24 protein-coding genes and 1 tRNA gene are annotated in these 25,115 nt (G+C 72.4%); 9 read left to right on the forward strand and 16 right to left on the reverse strand.

Going from position 1 to position 25,115, the window contains the following annotated elements; all coding sequences use genetic code 11:
* Positions 1-58 precede the first annotated feature (58 nt).
* Genes Voc01_RS16045 through aceE form a run of 7 tightly spaced genes read right to left on the reverse strand, consistent with a single transcriptional unit; the run spans position 59 to position 8,580 of the window.
* The gene (locus tag Voc01_RS16045) at positions 59-1,378 is read right to left on the reverse strand and encodes a hypothetical protein (protein ID WP_203928229.1); all 1,320 of its coding nucleotides are present in this window, start codon (positions 1,376-1,378) and stop codon (positions 59-61) included.
* Positions 1,356-1,889: a SigE family RNA polymerase sigma factor gene (locus Voc01_RS16050; RefSeq protein WP_239160234.1), complete on the reverse strand. Its 534-nt coding sequence runs from the start codon at positions 1,887-1,889 to the stop codon at positions 1,356-1,358. Before Voc01_RS16050 ends, Voc01_RS16045 begins: the two co-directional genes overlap by 23 nt.
* 58 nt (positions 1,890-1,947) lie before the next feature.
* Complete coding sequence (gene gltX / locus Voc01_RS16055; RefSeq protein ID WP_203928230.1) at positions 1,948-3,351, reverse strand: glutamate--tRNA ligase; 1,404 nt, start codon at positions 3,349-3,351, stop codon at positions 1,948-1,950.
* 46 nt (positions 3,352-3,397) lie between these two features.
* The gene (locus tag Voc01_RS16060) at positions 3,398-3,661 is read right to left on the reverse strand and encodes a TFIIB-type zinc ribbon-containing protein (protein WP_203928326.1); all 264 of its coding nucleotides are present in this window, start codon (positions 3,659-3,661) and stop codon (positions 3,398-3,400) included.
* Positions 3,662-3,683: 22 nt separating this feature from the next.
* Positions 3,684-4,514, reverse strand: coding sequence for a phosphotransferase family protein (locus Voc01_RS16065; protein WP_203928231.1), 831 nt, complete (start codon positions 4,512-4,514; stop codon positions 3,684-3,686).
* A gap of 2 nt (positions 4,515-4,516) precedes the next feature.
* Complete coding sequence (locus Voc01_RS16070; RefSeq protein ID WP_203928232.1) at positions 4,517-5,848, reverse strand: GH1 family beta-glucosidase; 1,332 nt, start codon at positions 5,846-5,848, stop codon at positions 4,517-4,519.
* Positions 5,845-8,580 (reverse strand): pyruvate dehydrogenase (acetyl-transferring), homodimeric type, encoded by a 2,736-nt coding sequence (gene aceE / locus Voc01_RS16075; protein WP_203928233.1) that lies wholly within the window; start codon positions 8,578-8,580, stop codon positions 5,845-5,847. Before aceE ends, Voc01_RS16070 begins: the two co-directional genes overlap by 4 nt.
* A gap of 202 nt (positions 8,581-8,782) precedes the next feature.
* On the opposite strand from aceE, the gene Voc01_RS16080 reads away from it, so the two are divergent.
* The gene (locus Voc01_RS16080; protein ID WP_203928234.1) at positions 8,783-9,028 is read left to right on the forward strand and encodes a hypothetical protein; all 246 of its coding nucleotides are present in this window, start codon (positions 8,783-8,785) and stop codon (positions 9,026-9,028) included.
* A gap of 745 nt (positions 9,029-9,773) precedes the next feature.
* Here Voc01_RS16080 and Voc01_RS16085 read toward each other — a convergent pair.
* From Voc01_RS16085 to Voc01_RS16110, 6 genes are all read right to left on the reverse strand, one after another.
* Positions 9,774-9,848: transfer RNA gene (locus tag Voc01_RS16085), tRNA-Val, on the reverse strand.
* Between the two features lie 62 nt (positions 9,849-9,910).
* Positions 9,911-10,345, reverse strand: coding sequence for a peroxiredoxin (locus Voc01_RS16090; RefSeq protein ID WP_203928235.1), 435 nt, complete (start codon positions 10,343-10,345; stop codon positions 9,911-9,913).
* Complete coding sequence (locus Voc01_RS16095) at positions 10,342-10,773, reverse strand: DUF3052 domain-containing protein (protein WP_203928236.1); 432 nt, start codon at positions 10,771-10,773, stop codon at positions 10,342-10,344. Before Voc01_RS16095 ends, Voc01_RS16090 begins: the two co-directional genes overlap by 4 nt.
* Before the next feature lie 114 nt (positions 10,774-10,887).
* Positions 10,888-13,203, reverse strand: a complete 2,316-nt coding sequence (locus Voc01_RS16100) for a thiamine pyrophosphate-dependent enzyme (protein WP_203928237.1) — start codon at positions 13,201-13,203, stop codon at positions 10,888-10,890.
* 38 nt (positions 13,204-13,241) lie between these two features.
* Positions 13,242-13,679 (reverse strand): NUDIX hydrolase, encoded by a 438-nt coding sequence (locus Voc01_RS16105; protein WP_203928238.1) that lies wholly within the window; start codon positions 13,677-13,679, stop codon positions 13,242-13,244.
* Positions 13,680-13,703: 24 nt separating this feature from the next.
* On the reverse strand, positions 13,704-14,108 hold the full coding sequence (locus tag Voc01_RS16110; protein ID WP_203928239.1) for a YjbQ family protein: 405 nt from the start codon (positions 14,106-14,108) through the stop codon (positions 13,704-13,706).
* A 213-nt stretch (positions 14,109-14,321) separates the two neighbouring features.
* Here Voc01_RS16110 and Voc01_RS16115 point away from each other — a divergent pair, with 213 nt between their 5' ends.
* Positions 14,322-14,684 carry a hypothetical protein gene (locus Voc01_RS16115; protein WP_203928240.1) on the forward strand — a complete coding sequence of 121 codons (363 nt, stop codon included), beginning with the start codon at positions 14,322-14,324 and terminating at the stop codon, positions 14,682-14,684.
* Here Voc01_RS16115 and Voc01_RS16120 read toward each other — a convergent pair.
* Together Voc01_RS16120 and Voc01_RS16125 are read right to left on the reverse strand one after the other, a co-directional pair.
* The gene (locus tag Voc01_RS16120) at positions 14,647-15,219 is read right to left on the reverse strand and encodes an NIPSNAP family protein (RefSeq protein WP_203928241.1); all 573 of its coding nucleotides are present in this window, start codon (positions 15,217-15,219) and stop codon (positions 14,647-14,649) included. The genes Voc01_RS16115 and Voc01_RS16120 overlap by 38 nt on opposite strands.
* A complete protein-coding gene (locus Voc01_RS16125) occupies positions 15,209-15,640 on the reverse strand; it encodes an Rrf2 family transcriptional regulator (RefSeq protein WP_203928242.1) in 432 nt (143 codons plus the stop codon). The genes Voc01_RS16120 and Voc01_RS16125 overlap by 11 nt, the downstream gene beginning before the upstream one ends.
* A gap of 143 nt (positions 15,641-15,783) precedes the next feature.
* Between Voc01_RS16125 and Voc01_RS16130 the strand changes: the two genes are divergently transcribed.
* A complete protein-coding gene (locus Voc01_RS16130; RefSeq protein ID WP_203928243.1) occupies positions 15,784-18,900 on the forward strand; it encodes a cyclic nucleotide-binding protein in 3,117 nt (1,038 codons plus the stop codon).
* Positions 18,901-19,017: 117 nt separating this feature from the next.
* On the opposite strand, the gene Voc01_RS16135 is transcribed toward Voc01_RS16130, so the two are convergent.
* On the reverse strand, positions 19,018-19,635 hold the full coding sequence (locus Voc01_RS16135; RefSeq protein WP_203928244.1) for a bifunctional DNA primase/polymerase: 618 nt from the start codon (positions 19,633-19,635) through the stop codon (positions 19,018-19,020).
* A 197-nt stretch (positions 19,636-19,832) separates the two neighbouring features.
* Here Voc01_RS16135 and Voc01_RS16140 point away from each other — a divergent pair, with 197 nt between their 5' ends.
* From Voc01_RS16140 to Voc01_RS16165, 6 genes are all read left to right on the forward strand, one after another.
* The gene (locus Voc01_RS16140) at positions 19,833-21,068 is read left to right on the forward strand and encodes a helix-turn-helix domain-containing protein (protein ID WP_203928245.1); all 1,236 of its coding nucleotides are present in this window, start codon (positions 19,833-19,835) and stop codon (positions 21,066-21,068) included.
* Positions 21,065-21,649, forward strand: a complete 585-nt coding sequence (locus Voc01_RS16145; protein ID WP_203928246.1) for a flavoprotein — start codon at positions 21,065-21,067, stop codon at positions 21,647-21,649. The genes Voc01_RS16140 and Voc01_RS16145 overlap by 4 nt, the downstream gene beginning before the upstream one ends.
* 10 nt (positions 21,650-21,659) lie before the next feature.
* On the forward strand, positions 21,660-22,493 hold the full coding sequence (locus Voc01_RS16150; protein WP_203928247.1) for a Nif3-like dinuclear metal center hexameric protein: 834 nt from the start codon (positions 21,660-21,662) through the stop codon (positions 22,491-22,493).
* Positions 22,490-23,227, forward strand: coding sequence for a zinc ribbon domain-containing protein (locus Voc01_RS16155; protein ID WP_203928248.1), 738 nt, complete (start codon positions 22,490-22,492; stop codon positions 23,225-23,227). Before Voc01_RS16150 ends, Voc01_RS16155 begins: the two co-directional genes overlap by 4 nt.
* 9 nt (positions 23,228-23,236) lie before the next feature.
* Positions 23,237-24,418: a bifunctional RNase H/acid phosphatase gene (locus Voc01_RS16160; RefSeq protein WP_203928249.1), complete on the forward strand. Its 1,182-nt coding sequence runs from the start codon at positions 23,237-23,239 to the stop codon at positions 24,416-24,418.
* Positions 24,419-24,604: 186 nt separating this feature from the next.
* Entirely contained in the window at positions 24,605-24,856 is a 252-nt protein-coding gene (locus Voc01_RS16165) for a hypothetical protein (RefSeq protein ID WP_203928250.1), read from the forward strand.
* The last annotated feature ends 259 nt before the right edge of the window (positions 24,857-25,115 follow it).

Here is a 25,115-nt window from a genome sequence, read left to right on the forward strand (position 1 = left end):
GGGTTAAATGCCGGCTTTGCCCAATCCATGACTGCGCGCGAACCTGCGACTCAGGACACTAGCCGCCGAGCTTCACCTGCCGCCAGGTCCTGGCGTCGGGGGACAGCCACAGCCCCACGCCCGCGCTGAACAGGGCGTAGCCGTTGCCGGGCAGGTAGGTCACGTACGACCACGGCTCCCCGGTGACGGTCGGCAGACCGGCCGGACGGGCGATCGGGCGGTACACGGTCTCGCCGCGGCGGGCGGCCCGGAACACGAGGTCCCAGCCCTTCGGACCCGCGGCGCTCACGACGTGGGTGCCGTCGGCGTCGACGTAGGAGTACCTGGTGAGCCGGCCGCTGAGCGGGTTGGCGTCGAGCTCGTCCAGCCCGGTCAGGCGCTGCCAGGCACCGCCGGTGGTGCGGGCGATGTAGCGCCGCTGCCCGGCCGGGGTGTCGTAGACGAAGTCCGCGACGACGGTGCCGTCTCTGCCGATCAGGAGCTCGGGGTAGACGCCGACCGTGCCGCCGGGCTCGGCGAACCCGGTCTCGGCGAACTCCTGCCGCTGCCAGGTGCGCCCGCCGTCGGTGCTGCGGGTCACCGCCATCACGCGGCGGTCGCCGGTGCGCACGCTGCCGGCCACCCACAGCACGTTGTCGCCGGTCCGCAACAGGTTCGGCTCGAGGTCGGGCTGATTGCGCAGCGGTCCGTACCCGCCGGCCCGCAGGTCCACGGCCACCACCTCGCACGTGTACGCGGCCGGGCTGTTCTGCGGCCCGTCACCGCGGCGGCGGTCGCAGTACGTCACCTGGTCGTCCGGCGCGCCCTCGATGTCCGTGACCTCCTTCGCGGGCGTCGAGGTGCGGCCGCCGTCGACGCTGATGCTCGGGCCCTTCCCGGGGTCGAGGCCGGCGCTCATCACCGTGCCCGACGGCGACACGAAGATGTCGTCGCCACCGATGACGTCGGTCTGGCGGAACGTCCAGGTCTTCCCGCCGTCGTTGGAGCCCCACAGGTGGTTGACGCACGCGCAGACCGGTCCGGTGAACGCGTACAGGTGCTGCCCGTGGCCGCCGACGGAGCCGACGGGCCACGGCCCGGGCGGCATTCCTGCCGGCGTCGCCTCCGCGCTCTGCGCGGGAACGCTGGGCTCGACGCCCGGTGACGTGCTGTGGCTGGCGCCGGGCGTCGTCGTCGCGTCGCGCCGGTCGTCGGGCGTCACCGCGACCAGGACCGACCCGATCAGCGCGACCCCGAGAACGGCCGCACCGGCGGCCCGGGCGCCCATCGTGACCCGGCGGCGCCTCATGGCCGTGGCGTAGAGGTCGGCGCCGTCGACCGGGCGGCCCGGCGGCTCGTCGGCGGTCGCGACGTGGTCAAGCAGGTCGTGGAGCCGCATCGGGCACCTCCTCGTCGATGGTGACGTGGTCCTTGAGCGCCCGCAGGGCCCGCGACGTCTGGCTCTTGACGGTGCCGGTCGAGCACCGCAGCGCGTCGGCGGTGGCCGACACGTCGAGGTCGGCGTAGTACCGGGCGACCACCACGGCCCGCTGGCGGGGCGGCAGCCGTCGCAACGCCTCCACCATCGCCATCCGCTCGCTCACGTCGTGGTCGGTGTCGAGGCCTACCGCGCCGGCGGAGGCGGCACCGAAGTCGCCGGTCAGACGCTCCCGGCGGCGGAACCAGCGCCGGTTCTCGGCGACGTAGGTGCGGATCAGGATGGTGTGGACGTACGCGTCGAGCGCACCGTGGTCGCGGACCTTGCGCCACGCCGACGCCAGCCGCAGGAACGCCAGCTGCGCGAGATCCTCCGCGAAGTGCCAGTCTCCGCAGAGCAGGTAGGCCGTGCGGCGCACCACGTCACGGCGGGCGCGGAAGTACGCCGCGAACTCGGCCTGCTCGTCGCTCATGGTGATAGGTGCACATGGAAAAGGGGACCGGTTGTCACCGGTCCCCACATTTTCCGACCTACAGCTTCGCGGCGGCCGCCTCCAGGCGGGCCAGCGTGCGCTCGCGGCCGAGCACCTCGAGCGACTCGAACAGCGGCAGGCCCACCGACCGGCCGGTGACGGCCACGCGCACCGGCGCCTGCGCCTTGCCCAGCTTGAGCCCGCGCTCGGCGCCGACCGCCTCCAGGGCGGCCTTCAGGGCCTCGGCGTTCCACGGCGTCTGCCGGTAGGCCCCGATGGTGGCGTTCAGGAGGTCGGCCGCGCCGTCCTTCATCGCCTTCGCCCAGGCGGCCTCGTCGATCGCCGGCTCCGCGAGGAACAGGAAGTCGACGTTGGGCACGATCTCGCTGAGGATGCCGATGCGCGTCTGCGCCAGCGGCGCCACGGCGGCGAACACGCCCGGGTCGAAGTCGCCCTTCTCCCACGGCGGTGCGGGGATCGTCGGCGTGCCGGTGAGCCACGGCTGGCAGACCGCGATGAACTCGGCCTCGCTGAGCGCCCGGATGTACTCGCCGTTGAAGGCCCGCAGCTTCTTCTGGTCGAAGAACGCCGGCGACGGGTTCACGTCTTCGATGCGGAACTCTTCCTCGATGACGCTCCACGGCACGATCTCGCGGTCACCCGAGGGCGCCCAGCCGAGCAGCATGAGGTAGTTCTTCATCGTGGCGGCGAGGTAGCCCTCGTCGCGGTACTGCTCCAGGGCGACCTTGTCGCGCCGCTTCGACAGCTTCTTCCGCTGCTCGTTGACCACCACCGGCACGTGCGCCCAGATGGGCGGCTCGTGGCCGAGCGCCTCCCACAGCAGCTGCTGCTTGGGCGTGTTGGGCAGGTGCTCCTCGGCCCGGATGACGTGCGTGATGCCCTGGATCGTGTCGTCGACGACGTTGGCCAGCAGGAACACGGGTGACCCGTCGCCGCGGGCGATCACGAAGTCTTCGAGCTTGGCGTTCTCGAACGTCGGCTCGCCGCGCACCAGGTCCTTGACCACCGTGTTTCCGGTATCGGGCGTGCGGAAGCGCAGCGCCCGACCGGGGCCGGGGCCGAGGCCGCGCTCGCGGCAGAACCCGTCGTAGCCCTGATGCTGGGACCCCGTGCGCTCCTGCACCGCTTCGCGGGTGCAGTCGCAGTAGTACGCCCTACCGGCGGCGTGCAGCTTCTCGGCCGCCGCCCGGTGCTGCTCGGCGTTGTGCGACTGGAACAGCGGACCCTCGTAGCCGCCGCGCTCGATGCCGATCCAGTCGAGCGCGGCGAGGATCCCCTCCGTCCACTCGGGACGGTTGCGGGCCGCGTCGGTGTCTTCGATCCGCAGCACGAAGACACCGCCCTGCTGCTTGGCGAACAGCCAGTTGTGCAGCGCCGAGCGGGCACCGCCGACGTGGAACATTCCGGTCGGGGACGGGGCGAACCGTACGCGAACAGTCACCCTGCCAGCCTATCGGAGCCTCGGAAGCGGTTTACGAGGAGAGCTGTTACGAGGAGAAGAGCACCCGGCCGAAGCTGCGGTGACCGTGCCCGTGCCCATGGCCGTACGCCGGAGCACCCCAGCCGGGCTGGCCGTGCGCGGCCGGTGGCGCCGGCGGCACCGCGCCGCCGCCCCACTGCGACTCCAGGCGGGTGAGCGCCTCGAGCTCGCCGTAGTCGAGGAAGATGCCGCGGCAGTGGTCGCACTGCTCGATCTGTACGCCGCTGCGGTTGTAGGTGCGCATGGTGCCCCGGCACTTGGGGCACTGCATGAACTGGTTCACGGGAGGCAGCTTAGCGGTCCCCGGCCATGGTGAGCATGCGCCGACAGGCCGCCACGAACGTCTCGGCCGTGTCGAGATCCTGATTGACGACGGCCAGCGCGGCGGTCTGCGCCGCCAGCGTCCGGGCGTATTGGTCGAGGACCGGCCACGGGTCGGCGCCGGGCACGACGGCCGGCCCGCCGGCGGCGCCGTACGCGGTGAGGAACACCGTCCAGGCCTCGGCGGGGACGACCCCGGCCAGGTACCAGGCGGCCATCCGGGCCAGGTCCCAGGCCGGGTCGCCGAGGCCGACGGTGTCGAGGTCGATCAGCCGCCGGGCGCCGCCGAGGGAGACCACCTGGCCCAGGTGGAAGTCGCCGTGCACGAGGGTCGTCGGTCGCGCGTGCGGTACCCGGACCGTGCCCAGCGCGTCACATATGATCTTCGACCGGAAGCCGGGTGGCCCGGCGGCCAACCGATCGAGCGCGCGCTCGACGCGCGCCGGCGCTCCGCACGGCGGGGTGCCGGGCGGCGCCGGCGTGCGGTGCAGCGTCGCGAGCAGGCCGCCGGCGGCCGCCCACGGGCCGGGACCGTGCAGGTCGGCCTCGCGGACCGGCACCCCGCGCGGCCACAGCGTCACCGGCCACCCGCCCACCTCCGACGCGGCGAGCGGCGGCACGAAGATGTCCCGGCGCCGGTCGGCGAGCAGCAGCGTGGCGCGCGGCACGGGTTGCGGGTGCTGCTTGACCACCAGCGACCCGGCTCCCACCACGAGCTCCTCGGTGCGGCCGGAGAGCACGGCGACCGGCCCGCACGCGGCGTTGCCGCCGACCCGCCGCGCCCAGCCGACCAGGCGTCGCACGCTCAGCGGATCAGGTCCCGGTACCAGTGGAACGACGCGCGCGGCGTGCGTTCCAGCGTGTCGAAGTCGACGTCGACCAGGCCGAACCGCTGGCTGTAGCCCTCCGCCCATTCGAAGTTGTCCAGGAGCGACCAGACGCAGTAGCCGCGCACGTCGACCCCGGCCGCGATCGCCTCGTGCACCGCGCGGACGTGCGAGTCGAGGTAGGCGATCCGCTCGGGGTCGTCGGTCGCGCGCGGGTACGCGCAGCCGCTCTCGGTGATCCAGACCGGCGGCAGCCCCGCGTAACGCTGGTGCAGGAGATCGACCAGCGTCTCTCTCAGTCCGCCGGGAACGACCGGCCAGTCGAACCCGGTCCGCTCGTAGCCTTCGAGCCTGGCGATGTCGAACGGCAGGTCCCCGGTGGGGGTCCGCACGGCCGTGGGGTTGTAGTAGTTCACGCCGAGCGCGTCGAGCGGCTGCGAGATCACCTCGAGGTCGCCGTCGAGCACGAGGCCGTCGGCGGGCCCGAACGCCTCGACGCCGTCGGGGTAGCGGCCATCGAGCAGCGGGTCGGTGAACAGCCGGTTGTGGAACAGGTCGTAGAGCTGGGCGGCGGCGCGGTCGTCGTCGGTCGCGCTCTCCGGCCGCCCGTCGGGGCCCACCGCCCACGCCGGCGTGTAGTTGTTCGCGATCGCCACGGGCGCCGCCGAGTGCCGGCGGATCGCGGCGGTGGCCAGGCCGTGCGCGAGCAACTGATGGTGGACCGAGGGGAGCGCGTTCTCCGCACCCGCGCGTCCCGGCGCGTGGACCCCGAGCACGTACCCGAGCGAGGTGACGATCACCGGCTCGTTGAGGGTGATCCACAGCCCGACGCGGTCTTTCAGCCGCTCGGCGACGAGGTCGGCGTACTCGGCGAACCGGGCGGCGGTGTCGCGGTTCAGCCAGCCGCCGGCGTCCTCCAGCGGCTGCGGCAGGTCCCAGTGGAACAGCGTGACCAGCGGGCTGATCCCTCGTGCTGCCAGCGCGTCGACGAGCCGGTCGTAGAAGTCCAGGCCGTCGGCGTTGGCCTTGCCCCCGCCGGTCGGCTGGACGCGCGGCCACGCGACCGAGAACCGGTACGCGCCCACGCCGAGGTCGGCCATGAGCCGCACGTCTTCCGGATACCGGTGGTAGTGGTCGCAGGCGACGTCGCCGGTGTCGCCGTCCTTCGTGCGACCCGGCGTGTGCGCGAACGTGTCCCAGACGGAGGTGCCGCGACCGCCCTCGGCCACGGCACCCTCGATCTGGTACGAGGCGGTGGAGACGCCCCAGGTGAAGCCCGGTGGGAACACCGGTAACGGCAGGTCGCTCACGTGTCTCCGCCGGTTTCGCCGACCGGAGCCGCGCTCACGTCGTCGATCGCGTACTTCTTGGCCGCCTCGGCCGGCGCGCTCGCGCGCACGTCGCCGTTGCGGGCCAGCTGACGCAGCGCCGCGACCACGATCGTCTCGGCGTCGACGTGGAAGTGCCGCCGCAGCGCGTGCCGGGTGTCGCTCATGCCGAACCCGTCGGTGCCGAGGCTCGTGTACGGCCCGGGTACCCAGCGGGAGATGAGGTCCGGCACGGCCCGCATGAAGTCGCTGACCGCGACGACCGGCCCGGCCGACTCCGACAGCGCCTTCGTGACGTACGGCAGGCGCGCCTCCCGGTCGGGGTGCATGAGGTTCCACTCCTCGGTCTGCACCGCGTCGCGGCGCAGCTCCGTCCAGGAGGTGGCCGACCAGACGTCGGCCGCGACGTCCCACTCCTCGGCGAGCAGCTTCTGCGCCTTGAGCGCCCACTGCATGCCGGTGCCGGAGGCCAGGAGCGTCAGGCGCGGACCCTCGTTGGTGGCCGGCGAGTACTTGTACAGGCCCTTGAGCAGCCCGTCGACGTCGAGGTCGTCCGGCTGCGCCGGCTGGTGGATCGGCTCGTTGTAGATCGTGAGGTAGTAGAAGATGTTCTCCGGCTTCTCGCCGTACATGCGCTTGAGCGCGTCCTCCACGATGTACGCGATCTCGAACGCGAACGCCGGGTCGTACGCCACGACGGCCGGGTTGGTCGCCGCGATCAGCAGCGAATGCCCGTCCTCGTGCTGCAGCCCCTCGCCGTTGAGCGTGGTGCGCCCGGCCGTGGCGCCGAGGAGGAAGCCCCGGGCCATCTGGTCGGCCGCGGCCCACAGCCCGTCGGCGGTGCGCTGGAACCCGAACATCGAGTAGAAGATGTAGACGGGGATCATCGGCTCGCCGTGGGTGGCGTAGCTGGTGCCGGCGGCCGTGAAGCTCGCCACCGAGCCGACCTCGTTGATGCCCTCGTGCAGGATCTGGCCCTTCGTCGACTCCTTGTACGACAGGAACAGCTCCCGGTCGACGGGCGTGTAGTTCTGCCCGTGCGGCGAGTAGATCTTCGACGTCGGGAACATGGCGTCCATGCCGAACGTGCGGGCCTCGTCGGGGATGATCGGCACCCAACGCGCGCCGGTCTCCTTGTTCTTCATGAGGTCCTTGATGAGCCGCACGATCGCCATGGTGCTCGCGACCTTCTGCTTGCCCGAGCCCTTCTTGAGGTCCTTGTAGGCGTCGGTCGGCGGCAGGTTCAACGGGACGACCGTGGTGCTGCGTCCCGGCACGAACCCGCCGAGCTGGCGGCGGCGCTCGTGCAGGTACTCCATCTCGGCGCTGTTCCGGCCGGGGTGGTAATACGGCGGCAGGTAGGGGTTGTCCTCGAGCGCCTTGTCGGGGATCTCGAGGTACAGCCGGTCGCGGAACTCCTTGAGGTCGGCCGGCGTGAGCTTCTTCATCTGGTGGGTGGCGTTGCGGCCCTCGAAGTGCGAGCCGAGCGTCCAGCCCTTGATGGTCTTGGCCAGGATCACCGTGGGCTGGCCGGTGTGCTCGACCGCCGCCCGGTAGGCCGCGTACACCTTGCGGTAGTCGTGGCCGCCGCGCTTGAGGTTCCAGATCTCGTCGTCGCTCAGGCCCTCGACCATCTTGCGGGTGCGCGGGTCGCGGCCGAAGAAGTGCTCGCGGACGTACGCGCCGGACTCGGCCTTGTACGTCTGGTAGTCGCCGTCGGGCGTCACGTTCATCAGGTTGACCAGCGCGCCGTCGGTGTCGGCGGCGAGCAGCTGGTCCCACTCCCGGCCCCAGACCACCTTGATGACGTTCCAGCCGGCGCCCCGGAAGAACGCCTCCAGCTCCTGGATCACCTTGCCGTTGCCGCGTACCGGTCCGTCGAGCCGCTGCAGGTTGCAGTTGATGACGAACGTGAGGTTGTCGAGCTCCTCGCGGGCGGCGATGCCGATCGCGCCCAGCGTCTCCGGCTCGTCCATCTCGCCGTCGCCGAGGAACGCCCACACCTGCTGGTCGCTGGTGTCCTTGATGCCGCGGTGGTGCAGGTAGCGGTTGAACCGGGCCTGCTGGATCGCGTTGATGCCGCCGAGGCCCATGGAGACCGTCGGGAACTCCCAGAAGTCGGGCATCAGCCGCGGGTGCGGGTAGCTGGGCAGGCCGCCGTCGGGGTGTGACAGCTCCTGCCGGAACCCGTCGAGCTGCTTCTCGCTCAGGCGGCCTTCCATGTACGCCCGGGCGTACATGCCGGGGGAGGCGTGGCCCTGGAAGAAGATGTGGTCTCCGCCACCGGGGTGGTTGCGGCCGCGGAAGAAGTGGTTGTAGCCGACCTCGTACAGGCTGGCGGCGCTGGCGTACGTCGAGATGTGACCGCCGACGCCGATCTCGGGGCGCTGCGCGCGGTGCACCAGCATCGCCGCGTTCCACCGGATGTAGGCGCGGATGCGGCGCTCGATGTGCTCGTCGCCGGGGAACCACGGCTCCCGCTCCGGCGGGATCGTGTTGATGTAGTCGGTCGTGGTGAGCGGCGGGACGCCGACCTGGCGCTCCCGGGCCCGCTCGAGCAGGCGCAGCATGATGTACCGGGCGCGCTTCGAGCCCGCGGAGTCGATCACACCGTCGAGCGACTCGACCCATTCGTTGGTTTCTTCCGGGTCTATGTCAGGCAGCTGGCTGGGTAGGCCGTCGCTGATCACCGGGCGCTTGCGTTCGCTGGCCACAGGCGTTCCTTCTCGAGATGGCGTTTCCTGTCGTGTTCACCCCATCCTGCCCCGTGCGGGGTGGCGGCGTCACCTCGAACCCACCCCAGTCGTGATACCGGCCGGTAACGGGAGCTTCACACGGAACTCACCGGGCTCAAGTTTCGACCAAGCTCCCCGCCGCGCCCGGGCCGGTCGCGGGCCAACTACCTAGCGTCAATTCATGAATCTCGACCCCGGTGGCATCGTGGGAGGGCTCCTCTGCCTGACCCTGGTGATCTTCATCGCGTTCATGACCCGTCGCGGCGGTGGCGGCCGCCGCCGGCCCGGCTCGGCCGGCGCACCGATCTACCGCCGCGACCCGTCCTACCGCCGGCGCCTACGCCGCGAGTCCGACTGGGACGGCGGCGACTCCTCCGGCTCCCATGACTCCGGCTCGTGCGGCGGTGGCGGAGGCGGCGGTGACTGATCACCTCACGTCGATTTCACCGGCCTCAAGTTTGCTTAAGCGTTCGTGGCGGGCGTCACATCAACGCCCGCGAACTCCCTAGCGTTTCCGTATGGAAATCATCGTCGGGATCGGCGTAGTAGCGGTGGTGTTCGTTCTCTTCCTGTCGTTCGTCGCCATGGCGAACAGCCGGAACCGGGCTCGGCGCGGTCCGGCCCGCCGGGCTCGGGGCCGGCGGGCCGGCTGGTCGGCCGCGGGGGCCGGCGGTGCGAGCGGGGGTGGCTGCGGTTCGAGCGGGGGCAGTTGCGGCTCGGGAAGCAGCTCGGGCGGCGACAGCGGGGGAAGCAGCGGCGGAAGCAGCTGCGGCGGTGGCGGAAGCAGCTGCGGTGGCGGTGGCGGCTGCGGCGGAGGTGGCGGGGGATAGCGGGGGCCGGGCTCCCACCCAGGGGGTGGTGGGAGCCCGCGCCCGGAGGGCGATGGTGGTGCCGGGGTGGCGGCACCACCATCGCCGACGCGGTCCGCACTACCTTCCGCCTCCGGCGTCGCCGCCGAGCCTGTTCACCAGGGGATGTACCCGCTGCCGGTGCTCGCCGGCGCCACTTCGGCAGCGCCGCGGCTATGGCACCTTCCGCAAGCTCTGGCCCGGGGTCGACGTCCGGTGCGCCCCACTCCCGCTGGATGGGTACGGCATCCGCCAGGAGGTGCCCGCCGGGGTCCGGGCCGCCGTGGGCGGCCGGCAAGGCGTAGGCGCTGCGGGCCGTGGGGATGGTGGGCGCGGCAAGGTTCGAACTTGCGACCCCCCGCTTGTAAGGCGGGTGCTCTTCCGCTGAGCTACGCGCCCAAGTCCGGCCATGGTACCCGGGGCGGTCGATCTTGGACTCCGGGCGTCCCCGGAGCCCAAGATCACGCGAAGCTGAGGGCCTCCCGCCACACGTTGTCGTCTCGTGGCTCGCCGGGCCCGTTCATCTGTGCGTACCGGATGATCCCGTCCCGGTCGACGAGGAAGGTGCCCCGGTTGGCCGCGCCGATCTTCTCGTTGAAGACGCCGTAGCTGCGGGCCACCTCGCCGTGCGGCCAGAAGTCGGCCAGCAGCGGGAACTCGTAGCCTTCCCGGTCGGCCCAGACCTTGTGCGCGAACACCGAGTCGACGCTGATGGCCAGGACCTCCGCGGCCGGGGGCAGGTTGTCGCGCACCCACGTCAGCTCGCCCTGGCAGATGCCGGTGAAGGCGAACGGGTAGAAGACCAGCAGCACGGGAGAGCCACGGAAGCCCGACAGGGCGACTTCCTGGTTGTTCTGGTCGCGCAGCGAGAAGTCCGGTGCCAGAGAGTCGATCACCGCCGGGAGGAGGCCGCCCGCCGGGCCACCAGCCGGGCACCGGTCCAGTCCTTGCCGGCGTTGATGGTGGACGTCTGCTGCAGCCCGGCCGTGGGTGCCGACTCGTTGACCTCGCTCGGCTCGACGTGGCCGGGCCGGCCCGACTTCGGGGTCAGCAGCCACACGACACCGCTGTCGGCCAGCGGGCCCAGGGCGTCGACGAGCGTGTCGACCAGGTCGCCGTCGCCGTCGCGCCACCAGAGCAGCACCGTGTCGACCACCTCGTCGGTGTCCTCGTCGACCAGCTCCCCGCAGCGGTCGATCAGGGCGTCGCGGAGATCCTCGTCTACGTCGTCGTCGTAGCCCATCTCCATAACGACCATGCCCGGCTCAATCCCGAACCGGTCCGCCAGGCTTCGTCCCTCGGCCTGGCCCGCGGTCGCGTTCACCGTGTCTTGCCTCCTAATCTCGAACAGTTCTTCCCAGCAGTATCCACGTACACCGCGCCTGCTGACGGCCAGTCCACACAGTACGGCCGCCCGGCGCAATCCACACGGCGGACATTACCGCGCCAGCAGCGACCGGACGCCCTGCAGAATCTGCTCCTCCGACACCAGGACGTGCCTGGCGGCCGGTCCGAGCGGGATGAACGAGTCGACCGCGGCGATCCGGCGCGCCACCCCGACGTACCCGGCGTCGACCAGGGCCGCCAGCACGCCTTCGCCCACGCCGCCGGAGCGGCGGGTCTCGTCGACGACGAGGACCCGGCCGGTGGCGGCGGACTCGCGGATGATGTCCGCGACCGGCAGCGGGCCGATCCAGCGCAGGTCGAGCACGCGGCAGCCGATGCCCTCGTCGGCCAGCCGGGCGGCCGCCCGCAGCGAGAGCCGCACCCCGTTGCCGAAGGTGATGATCGTGACGTCGTCGGAGGAGCCGGCGGGGCCCGGGTAGACCCGGGCCCGCCCGATCGGGACGTGCCGGGTGGTCCACTCGGCCGGCGGGTCGTACTCGCCGAGCCACAGCCCGTCGCCGTCCTCGTAGAGGTCCTTGGTGTGGTAGAGCGCGATCGGCTCCAGGAACACGCACACGCTGCCGTCGACCTGGGCGGCGGCGAGGCAGGTGCGCAGCATCGGGCCGGCGTCCTCGGCGCGGGCCGGCACGGCGACGACCAGCCCGGGGATGTCGCGGAGCGCGGCGAGCGCGTTGTCGTTGTGGAAGTGCCCGCCGAACCCCTGCTGGTAGCCGAGCCCGGCGATGCGCAGCACCAGCGGGTTGCGGAACGCGCCGACGGAGAAGAACTGCATGGTCGCGGCCTCGCCGCGCAGCTGGTCGAGCGCGTTGTGCAGGTAGGCCAGGTACTGGACCTCCGGCACCGGCACCATGCCGCCGAGCCCGGCTCCGAGGCCCAGCCCGATGATCGACGTCTCGTCGAGCAGCGTGTCGAACACGCGCGCCGCCCCGAACCGGTCCCGTAGCCCTTTCGTGACCCCGTAGACGCCGCCCTTGACCGCGACGTCCTCGCCGAAGACGACGGCGCCCTCGACGGAGATGAGCGCGTCCGCGAGGACGGAGTTGATCGTCTGCGCGAGCGTGAGCCCGCCGGCCTGTTCTGGCAGCTTTCCGACACTGCCGCGGGCCCGCTCCTCGCCCGCGCCTTCCAGCACCGCGGCGGACGCGCCGATCGCGCGCGCCACGCGTACGGGCCGCCGGGGCGCCAGCGGCGCGGTGATCTCGGCGGCGCTGGCCAGCTTGGGCTCGGCGAGCACCTCCTCGGCGATGCGGCGGACCTCCCAGCCGACCTGGTCGTACTGGGCGCGCAGCTCGTCGGGCGTCGCGACACCGGCGGCGACGAGCAGCTTCGCCGACGCGACCAGCGGGTCGCGGCCGAGGTCGGCGGCGATCTGCGCGGGGGTGCGGTAGGCCACCTCGGCGTCGGCGCCGGCGTGGCCCATGAGCCGCACCATCGTCAGCCGCAGCACGGCCGGGCGCCGCTCGGTGCGGACGAACGCGGCGGCCTCGGCGGCGGCGTCGTAGGCGGCGGCGAGGTCGCAGCCGTCGGCCTCGAAGTACGTCAGCCCGGGCCGCGACTGCAGCACGGCCGGCACCCACCCCTCCGGCGACGCGACGCTGATCCCCAGGCCGTTGTCCTCGCACACCAGCAGCAGCGGCAGCTTCTCGCCGCGGTGGTCGAACCAGCCGGCGGTGTTGAGCGCCGCGGTGGCGGTGGCGTGGTTGACGGTGGCGTCGCCGAAGGAGGCCACCACGATGGCGTCGGGGGCGTAGTCGGAGGCGCGGCGCTCGCGGTCGTCACCGCCGTCGGCCGCTTCCGCGCCGCCGTCGGAGTTTATGAGACGGGCGTGGGCGCGGATCGCGTACGCCAGTCCTACGGCGCGCGGCAGGTGGGAGCCGACCGTGGAGGTGGTGGGGATGATCCGCAGGTCGGCGCTGCCGAACACCTTGTGCCGCCCGCCGGCGATGGGCTCGTTGGCCGACGCGACCAGCCCGCGCAGCACGTCGCGCATGGGGTCGGTGCCGGGCACCTGGCCGGCGCGGGTGCAGTAGAACGCGCCCGACCGGTAGTGCAGCAGCGCCGGGTCGCCGGGGTTCAGCGCCGCCGCGACCGCCGCGTTGCCCTCGTGGCCGGCCGAGCCGATCGTGTAGAAGCCCTCGTCGAAGCTGCGCAGCCAGCGGGCGGCCAGGTCGAGGTGACGGCTGGTGAGCTGCGCGCGGAACAGGTCGCGGGCGAGCGCTCCGGTGAGGCCGGACCCGGCGCGCACCGGCTCGTCGGGGTCCGTCGGCGACTCGGGTGGGGTCAGGGGGGCCAGCTCGGCGTGGAACCGCTCGTCGAGGTCCTGCGGTGTCGTCACGCGTGACAGCATGTCCGAAAGAGGCGGCCCGCTGCCAGCCTGACGCACGGTCAGTATCGGTTTCGCAGCGCCGAGTACTCGTCGGAGGCGAGAAACGTCGGCAGTAGGAGCACAGCGGTCACCCCGAGGTCGCGCTCGACGGCCTCCTCCGGGGTGAGGAACACCATCGCCTGGCCTTCGCCGAGCACCACGTCGTCCTGGGTGGCGTCGGTGGCCCCGTAGTAGGCGTGGATCTCCACGGTGTTGTCGGCGTTGAGCACCGACGGCCGGTGGTGCACGCCGTACGGGGTCAGCTCGGCCACGGTGAGGCCGGTCTCCTCGAGCAGTTCGCGGTGGGCGGCCTCGATCGGCTCCTCGCCGGGCTCGATGGCCCCGCCCGGGAACGCCCACTGGTTGGCGGCGACCCTGGCTTTGGAGTCCCGGTGCTGCATCAGGATCCGGCCCTGCGGGTCGACCAGGAGCACCACGGCGACGCGTCGTTCGATCACGCCTTCACATGCTGCCGGATAGTGTCACCCCGCGAGAAACGACAGGCGGATCTGACGCGTCGGATTGTCTCCGTTCGGGTCGACGAGGCAGATCGACTGCCACGTCCCGAGCGCGATCCGCCCGCCGAGCACGGGCAGCGTGGCGTACGGCGCCACGAACGCCGGCATCACGTGGTCGCGGCCGTGGCCGGGCGATCCGTGCCGGTGCCGCCACCGGTCGTCGGTCGGCAGCACGTCGTCGAGCGCGGTGAGCAGGTCGTCGTCGCTGCCCGCGCCGGTCTCGATGATGGCGATGCCGGCGGTGGCGTGCGGCACGAACACGTGCAGCAGCCCGTCGCCCTTCCCGGAAACGAAGGAGGCGGCCTCGCCGGTGATGTCGCGCACCACCGGCGAAGACCCGGTACGCACGGTGATGACCTCGGATTCCATCGCCCCCATTGTGCCGGACCCGATCCGACGACCCCGCGACCCCCGCCCTCAGCCGACGAGCGGCCGCCCACACGGCCGAACTCCCACCCCCAGCAGATCTTGGACACTTCTACATCGATTTCGATGCACAAGTGTCCAAGATCGCGGTGGAAGGGGCGTGGGGTTGAAGTAGGCCGGGACACTGGCGTCCAACCGAGCAGTGGAGGTGCCCCGATGCCCGAGGACGAGCGGCTCGCCCACCTGGTCGACCGGTTGTACGGGCTCACCCGGGCCGGCCACGTCCGGTGGGAGCTCGCCGAGGACCGCGACGACGCGTTCACCTACGGCACCCGGTCCGGCGCCGTCGTCCTGTTCAGTCGGGACCGGGACGGGCGGGATCCGTACGTGCTCACCATCCGGGACGCGCGCGATCGGCTGGTCGAGCGGGTCGACATCGCGCGCGCGGCCGGCCTGTACGAGCGGGTCGCGGACCTCTACGCCATCGCCCGCCGGCAGGCGCTCGGCACGCACGCCGTCATCGACGGGCTGCTCCGCGACCTCAGCGCAGGGCCGAGCGCTCCGTCGGCATCAGCCTGAGGTGGTCGGTGCGGGTCAGGCCGTCCAGGTCGGGCACCGCACAGCCGGAGCGTGTCAGCGCCACCAGCGCGTGCTCGCCGGCGCGCACCGGCAGCGCGGGGAAGTCGTTCACCGCGTACTCGGTGTGCAGCGTGGCGAGGGCGCCGTCGAGGGCGAGGTCCGCCGGCCACGGGCGGTCGCGGTAGAAGACCAGAAGATCGTAGGGCGACCGGGACCCGGTGCGCGGACCGAGCGGAAGCGGGTCCGACCGCAGCAGGAGCACGTCGTCTGAGTCGATCATGGTGGCGTTGGCCGCCGCCGCGTGTTCCTTCCAGACGGGACCGCCGTAGAAGGCCTCCAGCCCGGCCCGGCGCGCCGGCATGTCGGCGAAGCCGCGCAGCCACACGAAATGGTCGGGGCGGTCGAGGTCGCGGAACTGGCCGAGCACGGCCATCCCCAGGTCCTCCTGCGACTCGACGAACTCGCGGTCGAACAGGTCGATCAGCACGTCGCGCCGGCCGGGGTGCAGGAGGTACTGCCGCAGCTCAACGATCATTCATGATCCTCTCCAGCAGGCCGGCGACGGTGCGCCGGGCCAGCGCCGCGCGGAACGCGTCGGTCGCCTCGTCGTAGACCTCGGTCAGCGCCGGCCGGATGCCGTTGCCGACGGGGCAGAGCAGGTTCGGCTCGGTGTGGTGCAGGGCGACCAGCGGCTCCGGTGACACCGCCGCGTACACGTCCAGCAGCGTGATCTCCCCGGGCGGCCGCGACAGGCGCCACCCGGCGCCGGTGCCGCGCCGCGCGACCGCCAGGCCGGCCCGCTGCAGGTCGCCCAGGCTGCGCCGGACGATCACCGGGTTGGTGTTGATGCTCGCCGCGACCTCCTCGGAGGTCAGCACCTCACGCCCGCGGCGGTGGGCGAGCGCGAGCCATGCCAGCGCGTGCGCCGCGATCGTCAACCTGCTGTTGCCCGCCATCGTAACCATTTCTATTACAACGGTGGTCGGAGTGCAAGTGGCCACGCACGGTAGTCGATCGGATAGCTCACAGCAGCGCAGGTAGCGCGGACTCGACCACGCGCTCTAGGCTGCCGACCGGCAGTGAGTAAGGGAGGCCAAGAGTGACGGTCGTCGACGCCAACCCCAGCGTATGGGAGGTGTTGGCGGGTCGCGCGCCCGGCAGCCCGGTCGGTCCGGCCGACCCGGGGCTGTGGCACGCCGTCAGCGACCGCCTCAACCCGGCCCGCGCCACGCCGCGCCTGCGCGACGGCCTGGAGGTCGCCGAGCTGGTCAGCGCGCGCGGCGCCACCTACGTCATGCTGCGCTCGCCCGACACCCGCACCCCCTGCTACGTGCGGCTCACGCCGGAGGAGTGGAAGCTCGCCGAGCTGATGGACGGCGAGCTCTCCGTGGCCCGGCTGGTGGGCGAGTTCGCCCGCATCACCGGCCGGCTGGCGCCGGAGCAGGTCACCCGCGTCGTCGCCGACCTCGCCGGCAACCGCATGCTCGAGGAGCTGCCGGTCGACGCGTTCCGGCCGCTCGAGCAGGTCCGCCAGGTGCCGCCGGCGCTGAAGATCGCCAAAACCGCGCTCGCGTTCGCCCAGGGGCGGCGGGTGGTGCTCGCCGGCATCGACCCGCTGGTCAACGCGCTGTACGTCGCCGGCGGGCGGTTGGCGTTCACGCGCGTGTGCGCCGCGATCCTCGGCGTGCTCGGGCTCGCCGGGCTCGGCGCGTTCGTCGTGCTGTGGTTCCGGGCCGACAACTCGCTGTTCCTCGTCGGCGACTCGTACCTGCTCGGCGCGGTCGTCCTGGTGCTGCTCAACGTGGTGGCGCTGGCGTTCCACGAGCTCGGGCACGCGCTCGCGGTCAAGCACGCCGGCAGGCGGGTGCCGGCCGCCGGGTTCCTCATCTACTTCGGCATCCCGTCGGTGTTCGTCGACACCACCGACGTCTGGATGGCCGGCCGCCGGCAGCGGATCATCACCACCGCGGCGGGTCCGGCGACCGGGCTCGTGCTGGCCGGCCTCATGTCGCTGGTCGGGCTCGCGATCCCGCCGCTCGCGCCGCTGGCGTTCAAGCTCGCGTTCGCGTGGTACCTGCACACGCTGTTCAACCTGAACCCGTTCCTCGCGCTCGACGGCTACTACCTGCTGATGGACTGGCTGGAGGTGCCGAACCTGCGCGCCCGCGCGCTGGCCTGGGTCGGCGCCCGGCTCCGCCGCAGGCCACCGGCGTTCGGCCAGCTCGACCGGGAAGGGCGCATCATCGCCCTCTACGGGATGCTGTCGATGGTCTGGCTGCTCATCGCGGTGAACCTGTTCTGGCGGCTGTACGTCGACCGGATCGCCGGCGCCGGTACCGGGCTGTGGCATGCCGGCATCGGCGGCAAGCTGCTGCTCCTGATCATCGTCGTGGTCCTCACGGCACCGGTCTTCTACCTGCTCGCCGGCCGGGTGCTGCGGCTCTACCGGTCGTGGCGGCGCAAGACCGCCGAGGCCAACCACAACAAGGACTTCCCGCACCGGCTCGACGTTCTCCGCTCGTCGGCTCTCGGTGCGCTCGCCGCCGACGCGCTCGCCGACCTCGCCTACAACGCCACCTGGGTGCGTCCGGTCGACGGCCGCCCGCTGATCGACCGCGGCGCGTCGATGCCGCAGGTCTACGTGGTGGCGGCCGGAGTCGCCGAGGCGCGCCGGCCGGGTGACCCGGGCGGCATCATCCGCCAGCGGGTCGGCACCGGCGGCGTGGTCGGGTTCGCCAACGTGATCACCGGCAACCCGTCGAGCCTGAACTGGTACGCGATCGGCGCCACGCTGCTGGCGATCCCCGCCACGACGCTGATCGACGCGGTCGGCGAGCTGCCCGCCCCGCCGCCGGCCGAGCTGGCCGAGCTGGAGGACCTGCTCGACGAGTCCCCGCAGTTCTCGACGCTGTCGGCCGAGGCCTACCTCGGCCTCACCGCCCGCGCCCAGCCGGTGCAGGTGCCGCCCGGCGACGCCGTGGTGCTCGACGGCCCGGGTGACGCGGTCGTCGTCGCGTCCGGCGCCCTCACGCGCTTCGACGGCGAGGAGGTCCGGCGGGGCAACGTCCTCGGCCCGTTCGGGAACGAGGAGCCCGGCGAGGCCGCCGTCGCCCGCACCCCGGCCCGGGTGTGGCTGCTGCCGCGGCTGGCAACGCTCACCCCGCTGCCCGGCTCCGACGCGCCGGTCAGTGGCAACAACGCCGGCCGGGTGCCGCCGATCGCCGGCGTGCACGGCACCGGCGCCTACCCGCCGCTCGCCGTGCCGCCCGGCCCGCCGCCGGCCGACCTGGATCCTGACGTCGACGGCCGGTTCGAACGGCGCATGTGGTGGCTGGTCCTGGTCTTCCTGCTGCTCGGCCTGCTGCTCACCGGCACCAACTTCTGGCCGGCGCCGGCGTGGGCCGAGATGCCGGCCGACCGGGCGATGCTCACGGTCACCAGCGGCAGCGCCCTGGTGACCGTCGACGGCGAGGAGATCCGGCTCGACAACGGTGCCGACCGGTATCTCGGGGCCGGCGCCCGCATCGCCACCGGGAAGGACTCCGTGGTGCGGCTGGTGTTCCGCGGCGGCGGGGTGAGCGTGCTGTGCGCCGACACCGCCGTGACGCTCGGCGACCTGCTGAGCTCCGGGCACCCGATCTCGCCGACGGCGGCGATGACGATCAACACCGGGCGGATGCTCGCCGACACGTCGAGCGCGACGGGCGCCTTCCGCCCGCTGGCGATGACTGTGCAGACCCAGGCCGGTCCGCTGGTCACCAGCGGGGCGGTGGAGCTGGCCGTCGAGTCGAACGCGGCGAAGGTGTCCACCGGCGCCGCGACGCTGAACGGCGCCGGCCTGCCGGCCGGTGGGCCGCCGCCCGCGTGCGGCGACGGCACGTCGCTGCCGACCGGCCAGGACGCGAGCCGGGAGCCGCCGACGTCCGTGATCGACACGCCGTCGCTGCCGTCGCTGTCGCCGAGCGACTCGTCGTCGTCATCGGCGAGCGAGAGCGCCAGCGAGACCACCACGCCCACCCAGACGCGGACGGCGCGGCCGACCACGAACCCGCCGAACAACCCGCCGCCGAACACGCAGACCACGCCGCCGACCCAGCCGCCGACGTCGTCGAACCCGCCGCCGACCAGCACCTCGCCCAGCCCGTCGGACGATCCACCGGTGATCAGCCGGAACCCGGAGGGCGAACCGACCGGATCGCGGACACCGATCGGCTAGTCGCCCGATTCGGTCAAGCCACTCAGGCGTGACCAAATCGACGAACGGATGCACCCGCGTGGGGGTCGACCAGCGCAGATGTCCCGGTTACGTTGGGGGCGATGCGTGGTGGGATGATCACTCAGCGGGTGCGCGGCGTGCGGTGCGGTTCACGTGCCACACCTGCCGTGACTTGTGGTCCGGCCAGCGCATCGCCGCGCGCAGCAGCCGGGCCGCGGTCCGCTGCACCGTCGCCGGATCGGCCGGTTCCCAGTCGAGCGAGCACGGACTGGTCACCCAGCGCACGGCGCCGGTGGGCAGCGGGGTGGGCGGTGCCGGGATCCACGAGCCGGCCCGGTGCAGCACCACGGCCGAGTTCCCGGTCAGCGGCGGCAGCAGGTCGGTGCCGCCGCGCATCAGGAACATCCACCGGTGCGGGGGCGCCACGGCCACCGGGCCGCGCACCTCCCCGGCCAGCCTGCGACCGACCGGCCCGGCCACCTCCAGCACGTCGAACGTGTGCCCGGTGGCGAGCAGGACACCGTAGCCGGCCCGCTGCCACCAGTCGGCGATGCGGTCCGGGTCGAGCAGGGCCTCCCGCTCCCAGTCCGGCACCGCCGGGTGGCAGGTCACGGTCGGGCAGCCGATCTGGTCGCAGTCGAACCGGCCGCCGCTGAGGCGGGCACCCGGTACCACCGGCCAGTCATGGTCGGCGTACCGGCGGGCCGCCCGCTGGAGGCGGAGTCGCTGGAACATGAGGCGAGCCCTTCTCGCGACGACTTTTGCAAAGCCGCGTCACCTTCGGTGGCACCACTCGTTTGACCGATCAAGGTTTCTGCAACTTGCATGAACAAACGTAGGACGCGGTACCCAACCCGCCCGCACAGCGCGTGCGACGTCACGCCAACGGCGTCACCTGGCCGGAGCTTCAGAGGAACCAGGGGGTAACCACCGTGGACGAGCTGCCCATCGGCCGCCGCGTGGCGTACTGGCGTACCCGCCGGAAGATGTCCCAGCAGGTCTTCGCCGACCGCCTCGGCAAGTCGAAGAGCTGGGTCGACAAGGTCGAGCGCGGGGTACGCCGCCTCGACAAGTTCTCGGTCGTCTACGAGATCGCCGACGTGCTGCAGCTCGACGTGCAGCTCCTGCTCGGCAAGGATCCGCAGCGCCGGCCCGACAGCATCAACTGCATCGACCAGGTCGAGGTCGAGGAGATCCGTGCCGCGCTCGAACGCTACGACCAGATCAGCGCTTTCTTCCACGCGCCGCCGGAGCCGCCGTCGCTGCCGGAGATGAAGAAGGCCGTCGGCCACGCCTGGCTGACCTACCAGCACGCCAAGTACGGCGTGCTGGCCCGCGCGCTGCCGAAGCTGCTGCGCGAGGCGCAGGCCGCCGACACCGCGCTCGCGAACAGCCCCCACTCGGCCGGTGCCGCGCACCTGCTGGGCGAGGTCTACCAGATCGCGTCGTCGGCGCTGCGCAAGCTCGGCGAGCACGAGCTGGCCTGGCTGGCCGGCGACCGGGGGATCGCCGTCGCGCAGCGCGCCGACGACCCGCTGCTCGCCGCGACCGCCACCTACCGCGTCGCGCTGTCGCTCATGTCGATGGGCCGCGCCCGGCCGGCGCTCGAGGTCAACGTCAACATCGCGAACCGGCTCGCGTCGGGTGGCGAGTCCGGCGAGGCCACCGAGCCCGAGCGGCTGAGCGTCTACGGCGCGCTGCTGCTGCAGGGCTCGATGGCCGCGGCGCGGATCGGCGACATGGCCACGGTGCGTGACCTGCTCGCCGGTGCCGAGGAGGCGGCGGTGCAGATCGGTGGCGACCAGAACCACTACTGGACCTCGTTCGGGCCCACGAACGTGCAGCTGCACCGGGTCGCCACGGCCGTGGAGATGGGCGAGGGGCGGCTCGCGGTCGACGTCCACGAGAACCTCGACGTCGAGGCGTTCGGGGCGCTGATGCCCGAGCGGCGCGCGCACCACTACCTCGACGTGGCCCGCGGATATGCCCTGGTGGGCGAGGTGTCCAAGGCCAGTGAGATGCTGCTGGAGGGTGATCGTCTCGCGCCGTCGGAGATCCGGTGCCGGCCGCTCGCCCGCGAGGTTCTCAGCGACATCCTGCGCCGGACCCGGGGCGCACCTCCACCCCCGGTGGCGGAGCTGGCCGAGCACATGGGAGTGGGAGTATGACGGCTGCCGCGGGTCCAACGCGGAAGCTGGTGCTGTACATCATCGTTTGTGGTTCACCCGCCGCGCGGGGCGTGGCCGACGGGGTCCGGCTCGCCCTCGCCGACGGCTGGGAGGTCTGCGTCGTCACCAGCCCCGACGGGTTGAAGTGGATCGACGTCCCCGGGATCGTGGAGCTCACCGGCCACCCGGTGCGGCACCGGTACAAGTACCCGGGCGACCTCGACGTGCTGCCCGGTGCCGACGCGATCCTGGTCGCGCCGGCCACCGTCAACACGATCAACAAGTGGGCCGCCGGGATCGCGGACACGTTGGCCCTCGGGCTGATCGTCGAGGCGGTCGGCAAGAACCTGCCGATCGTGGCGATGCCGTTCACGAACGAGGCGATGGCGCGGCATCCGGCATTCCCCCGCAGCATCGAATCGCTCCGCGAGTGGGGGGTCACGGTGCTGTTCGGCGAGGGCGAGCTGCCGCCCTTCGCGCCGGGCACGGGAGAGTCCTATGTGGACGAGTTCCCCTGGCGGCTCGCCGTCGACGCGGTGAAGCACCGGGCGTGGCGGTCCGAGAACGCCGATCACTGGTAACTTTGCCGCCGTGACACTCCTCGGCGACGTCGTCGCCACCCTCGACGAGCGGTACCCGCCGGCCTGGGCGGAGTCGTGGGACCGCGTGGGCCTCGTACTGGGCGAGCCCGAAGCGGACGTCGACACCGTGCTGTTCGTGGTCGACTGCGTGCCGGAGACGGTCGAGGAGGCCGTCGCGGTCGGGGCGCAGCTGATCGTCGCGCACCATCCGCTGCTGCTGCGCGGGGTGTCGACGCTCGCGCCCACCACGTACAAGGGCCGCATCGTGCACCGGCTGATCCGGGCCGGCATCGGGCTGTTCACCGCGCACACGAACGCCGACGTGGCGGCGCCCGGCGTCTCCGACGCGCTCGCGGCGCGGCTGGGCCTGCGCGACACGCGCCCGCTGCGGCCCGCCGTGGGCGATCCCGCGCGCGGCACCGGCCGCATCGGCACGCTGCCGCAGAAGCTCACGGGCGCGGCGCTCGTCGAGTTCGCGGCCCGCGCGCTGCCGCCGACCGCGTGGGGGGTCAGGGGCTCGGGTGACCGGGACCGCGTGATCGAGACGGTCGCGGTCTGCGGGGGAGCGGGTGACCCGTTCCTGGGCGACGCGGTGGCCGCCGGCGCCGACGCCTACCTGACCTCCGACCTGCGGCACCACCCGGCCAGCGAGCACGTGGCGAACGGCGGCCCGGTGCTGCTCGACGCCGCGCACTGGGCCACCGAGCGGCCCTGGCTCGACGCCGTGGCGGCCGAGGTGGCGGCGGCGCTGCCGGTGCGCACGGTCGTCTCCGACCTCGACACCGACCCGTGGACCATGCATTTCCCGTCGGAGCACTTTCCATCACAGGAGGAGGTCCGGTGAAGGCCGACCCCGAGGCCCAACGGCGACTGCTCGACCTGCAGGCCCTCGACACGGCGCTGGGGCAGCTCGCCCACAAGCGGCGCACGCTGCCCGAGAACGCCGAGCTGGAGCGGCTGGGCAAGGAGGTGCAGACCCTCGCCGACGAGCGGGCCAGCGCCCAGGTGGCCGTCGACGACCTCGACCGCGACATCGACCGCATCGAGCGCGACGTCGAGCAGGTGCGTACCCGCGCCGACCGGAACAGGGACCGCCTCAAGGCCGGCACCGGCCCGGCGAAGCAGCTCGAGGCGTTGCAGCACGAGCTGGAGACGCTCGGCCGGCGCCAGCGCGAGCTGGAGGACGTCGAGCTGGAGCTGATGGAGAAGAAGGAGGAGGCCGAGGCGGTGCTCGCCGAGGTCGACGGCCGGCTCACCGCGGCACGCACCGAGCAGGGCGAGGTCGAGCGTCGCCGCGAGGACCTGCTCACCGGCATCGCCAGGGACGAGGAGTTCCGCCGCTCCGGGCGGGCGCCGCTGGTCGCCGACCTGCCGGCCGACCTGGTGAAGCTGTACGAGCAAATCCGCGAGAACACCGGCATGGGCGCGGCCCTGCTGCGGGCCGGCCGCTGCGAGGGCTGCCGGCTCGAGCTCAGCGGCATGGAGAAGTCCCGGGTCCGCGCCGCCGACAAGGACGAGGTCGTGCGCTGCGACGAGTGCCGGCGCATCCTCGTGCGTACCGCGGAATCGGGGCTGTAGCCCTTGCGCGTGATCGTGGAGGCCGACGGCGGGTCGCGCGGCAACCCGGGGCCGGCCGGCTACGGCGCGGTGGTGCTCGACCCCGCCGACAGCCAGGTGCTGGCCGAGCGGTCCGAGTCGATCGGCACGGCGACGAACAACGTCGCCGAGTACGGCGGGCTGATCGCGGGCCTGCGGGCCGCCGCCGAGCTGGGTGCCACGCACGTCGAGGTCCGCATGGACTCGAAGCTCGTCGTCGAGCAGATGTCGGGCCGGTGGCAGATCAAGAACGCGGGTCTGCGCCCGCTGGCGGCGCAGGCGGCCGACCTGGCGCGCCGGTTCACCGCGGTGTCGTACTCGTGGATCCCGCGGGAACGCAACACGCGGGCCGACGCCCTCGCTAACCGGGCGATGGATTCGGCCGCCGGGATCGTGCGGCCGGAACGTGCGTCACCTCAAGAAAACGACGCGGAGGGTGACCTTCCGCGACCACCGCTCGCCGGTCCGGACTCCGCCGGGCGGATCGCGGCGCGCAAGGTGGCGGCGGACGCCGCGCTGCTCGCGCGCGGCGCCGCCGGGGCGATCCGGTCGTGGGAACCCCGCGGTGGGACGCCGTTGCGGCTGCTTCTCGTGCGGCACGGCGAAACCACGCGGACGGCCGAACGGCGCTACTCGGGACGCGGTGACGTGCCGCTCACCGAACGCGGCCTGGCCCAGGCGCGCGCGGTGGCGGCGCGGCTGGCGGGCGTGCCGCTCGCGGCGGTGGTGACCTCGCCGCTGGAACGGTGTGTGCGAACCGCCGAGGTGATCGCTCTCGCGGAGCGGGCGCCGATCGTGGTCGACGAGGACCTCGTCGAGTGCGACTTCGGCGAGTGGGAGGGCCTGACGTTCCGCGACGTCCGCGAACGGTACCCCACGGAACTCGAGACGTGGCTGGGATCGACGGCGGTGGCTCCGCCGGGCGGCGAATCGCTCGACGCGGTGGCGGTGCGGGTGGATCGTGCCGTGGAGCGCCTGCGGGCCCACGGGTCCGGGGTGGTCGTGGTGGTGAGCCACGTGTCGCCGCTGAAGCTGATCCTGCGCGAGGCCCTCGCCGCGGGGGACGCGTTCCTGTACCGTTGCCACCTCGACCCGGCCGGAATGTCCACTGTGGACATGTGGCCGGACGGGGCCGTGTCGGTGCGGTCGGTCAACGACACCTCGCACGTGTGACAGGGCCGCGGCGCCTTCTCGGGTGACTGGCTGGCGGGCGTCACGGTGAGGCTGGTCGGTCCGGAACCCGGTACCGCGAAGGTGTGCAGGTGCACGTCCTGCGTGTCACCGGCCACGGCCGTCGCGAACTGCACGACGTAGACGTCGTACGTTCCGGCCGGCACCCCGTTGATCACCTCTTCGGCCGTGGCCCCGGCGCTCGCCGCGAGCAGCGTGCTGGTTCCGGGCGCGTACACGAACAGGTCGAGGTCGGTGCCCGCCGGATACTGCGAGTCGAACGTGGCGAACCTGCCGACCTTGGTACCGGCCGGGATCGTGACCGTCGTCTTCAGCACCGCCGGACCCCCGGCGGGCGCGGCGGTGTTGAAGTTCTGCTGCGTACCGGTCAGCCGGGCGGTCGTCACGTTCGACGGTGTCAGGCCGAACCCCATCTGGTGATCGACAGCGATCTCCGGGCGGCCACGTTCGAGGCCATGGCGAGCCGGTCGCGGGCGATGTTCCTGTTGCGCGGCGTCTCCGGTCCCGAGGTGACGTTGCGCGGCCAGATGCTCTACGACGACCTCGACCGGGTTCTGTTCTTCGTGGCGTCGCCCTGGGTGACCGACACCGCCGCCCTGCAGGGCCTGTCTGCCCAACCGCAACCTGCTGAGCGAACGCCTGCAGGCGGCCGCGGCACCGGACCACGGCCCGACGTGCG

Origin of the sequence: Virgisporangium ochraceum (genome assembly GCF_016863655.1) — a bacterium.
Taxonomy (GTDB): domain Bacteria; phylum Actinomycetota; class Actinomycetes; order Mycobacteriales; family Micromonosporaceae; genus Virgisporangium; species Virgisporangium ochraceum.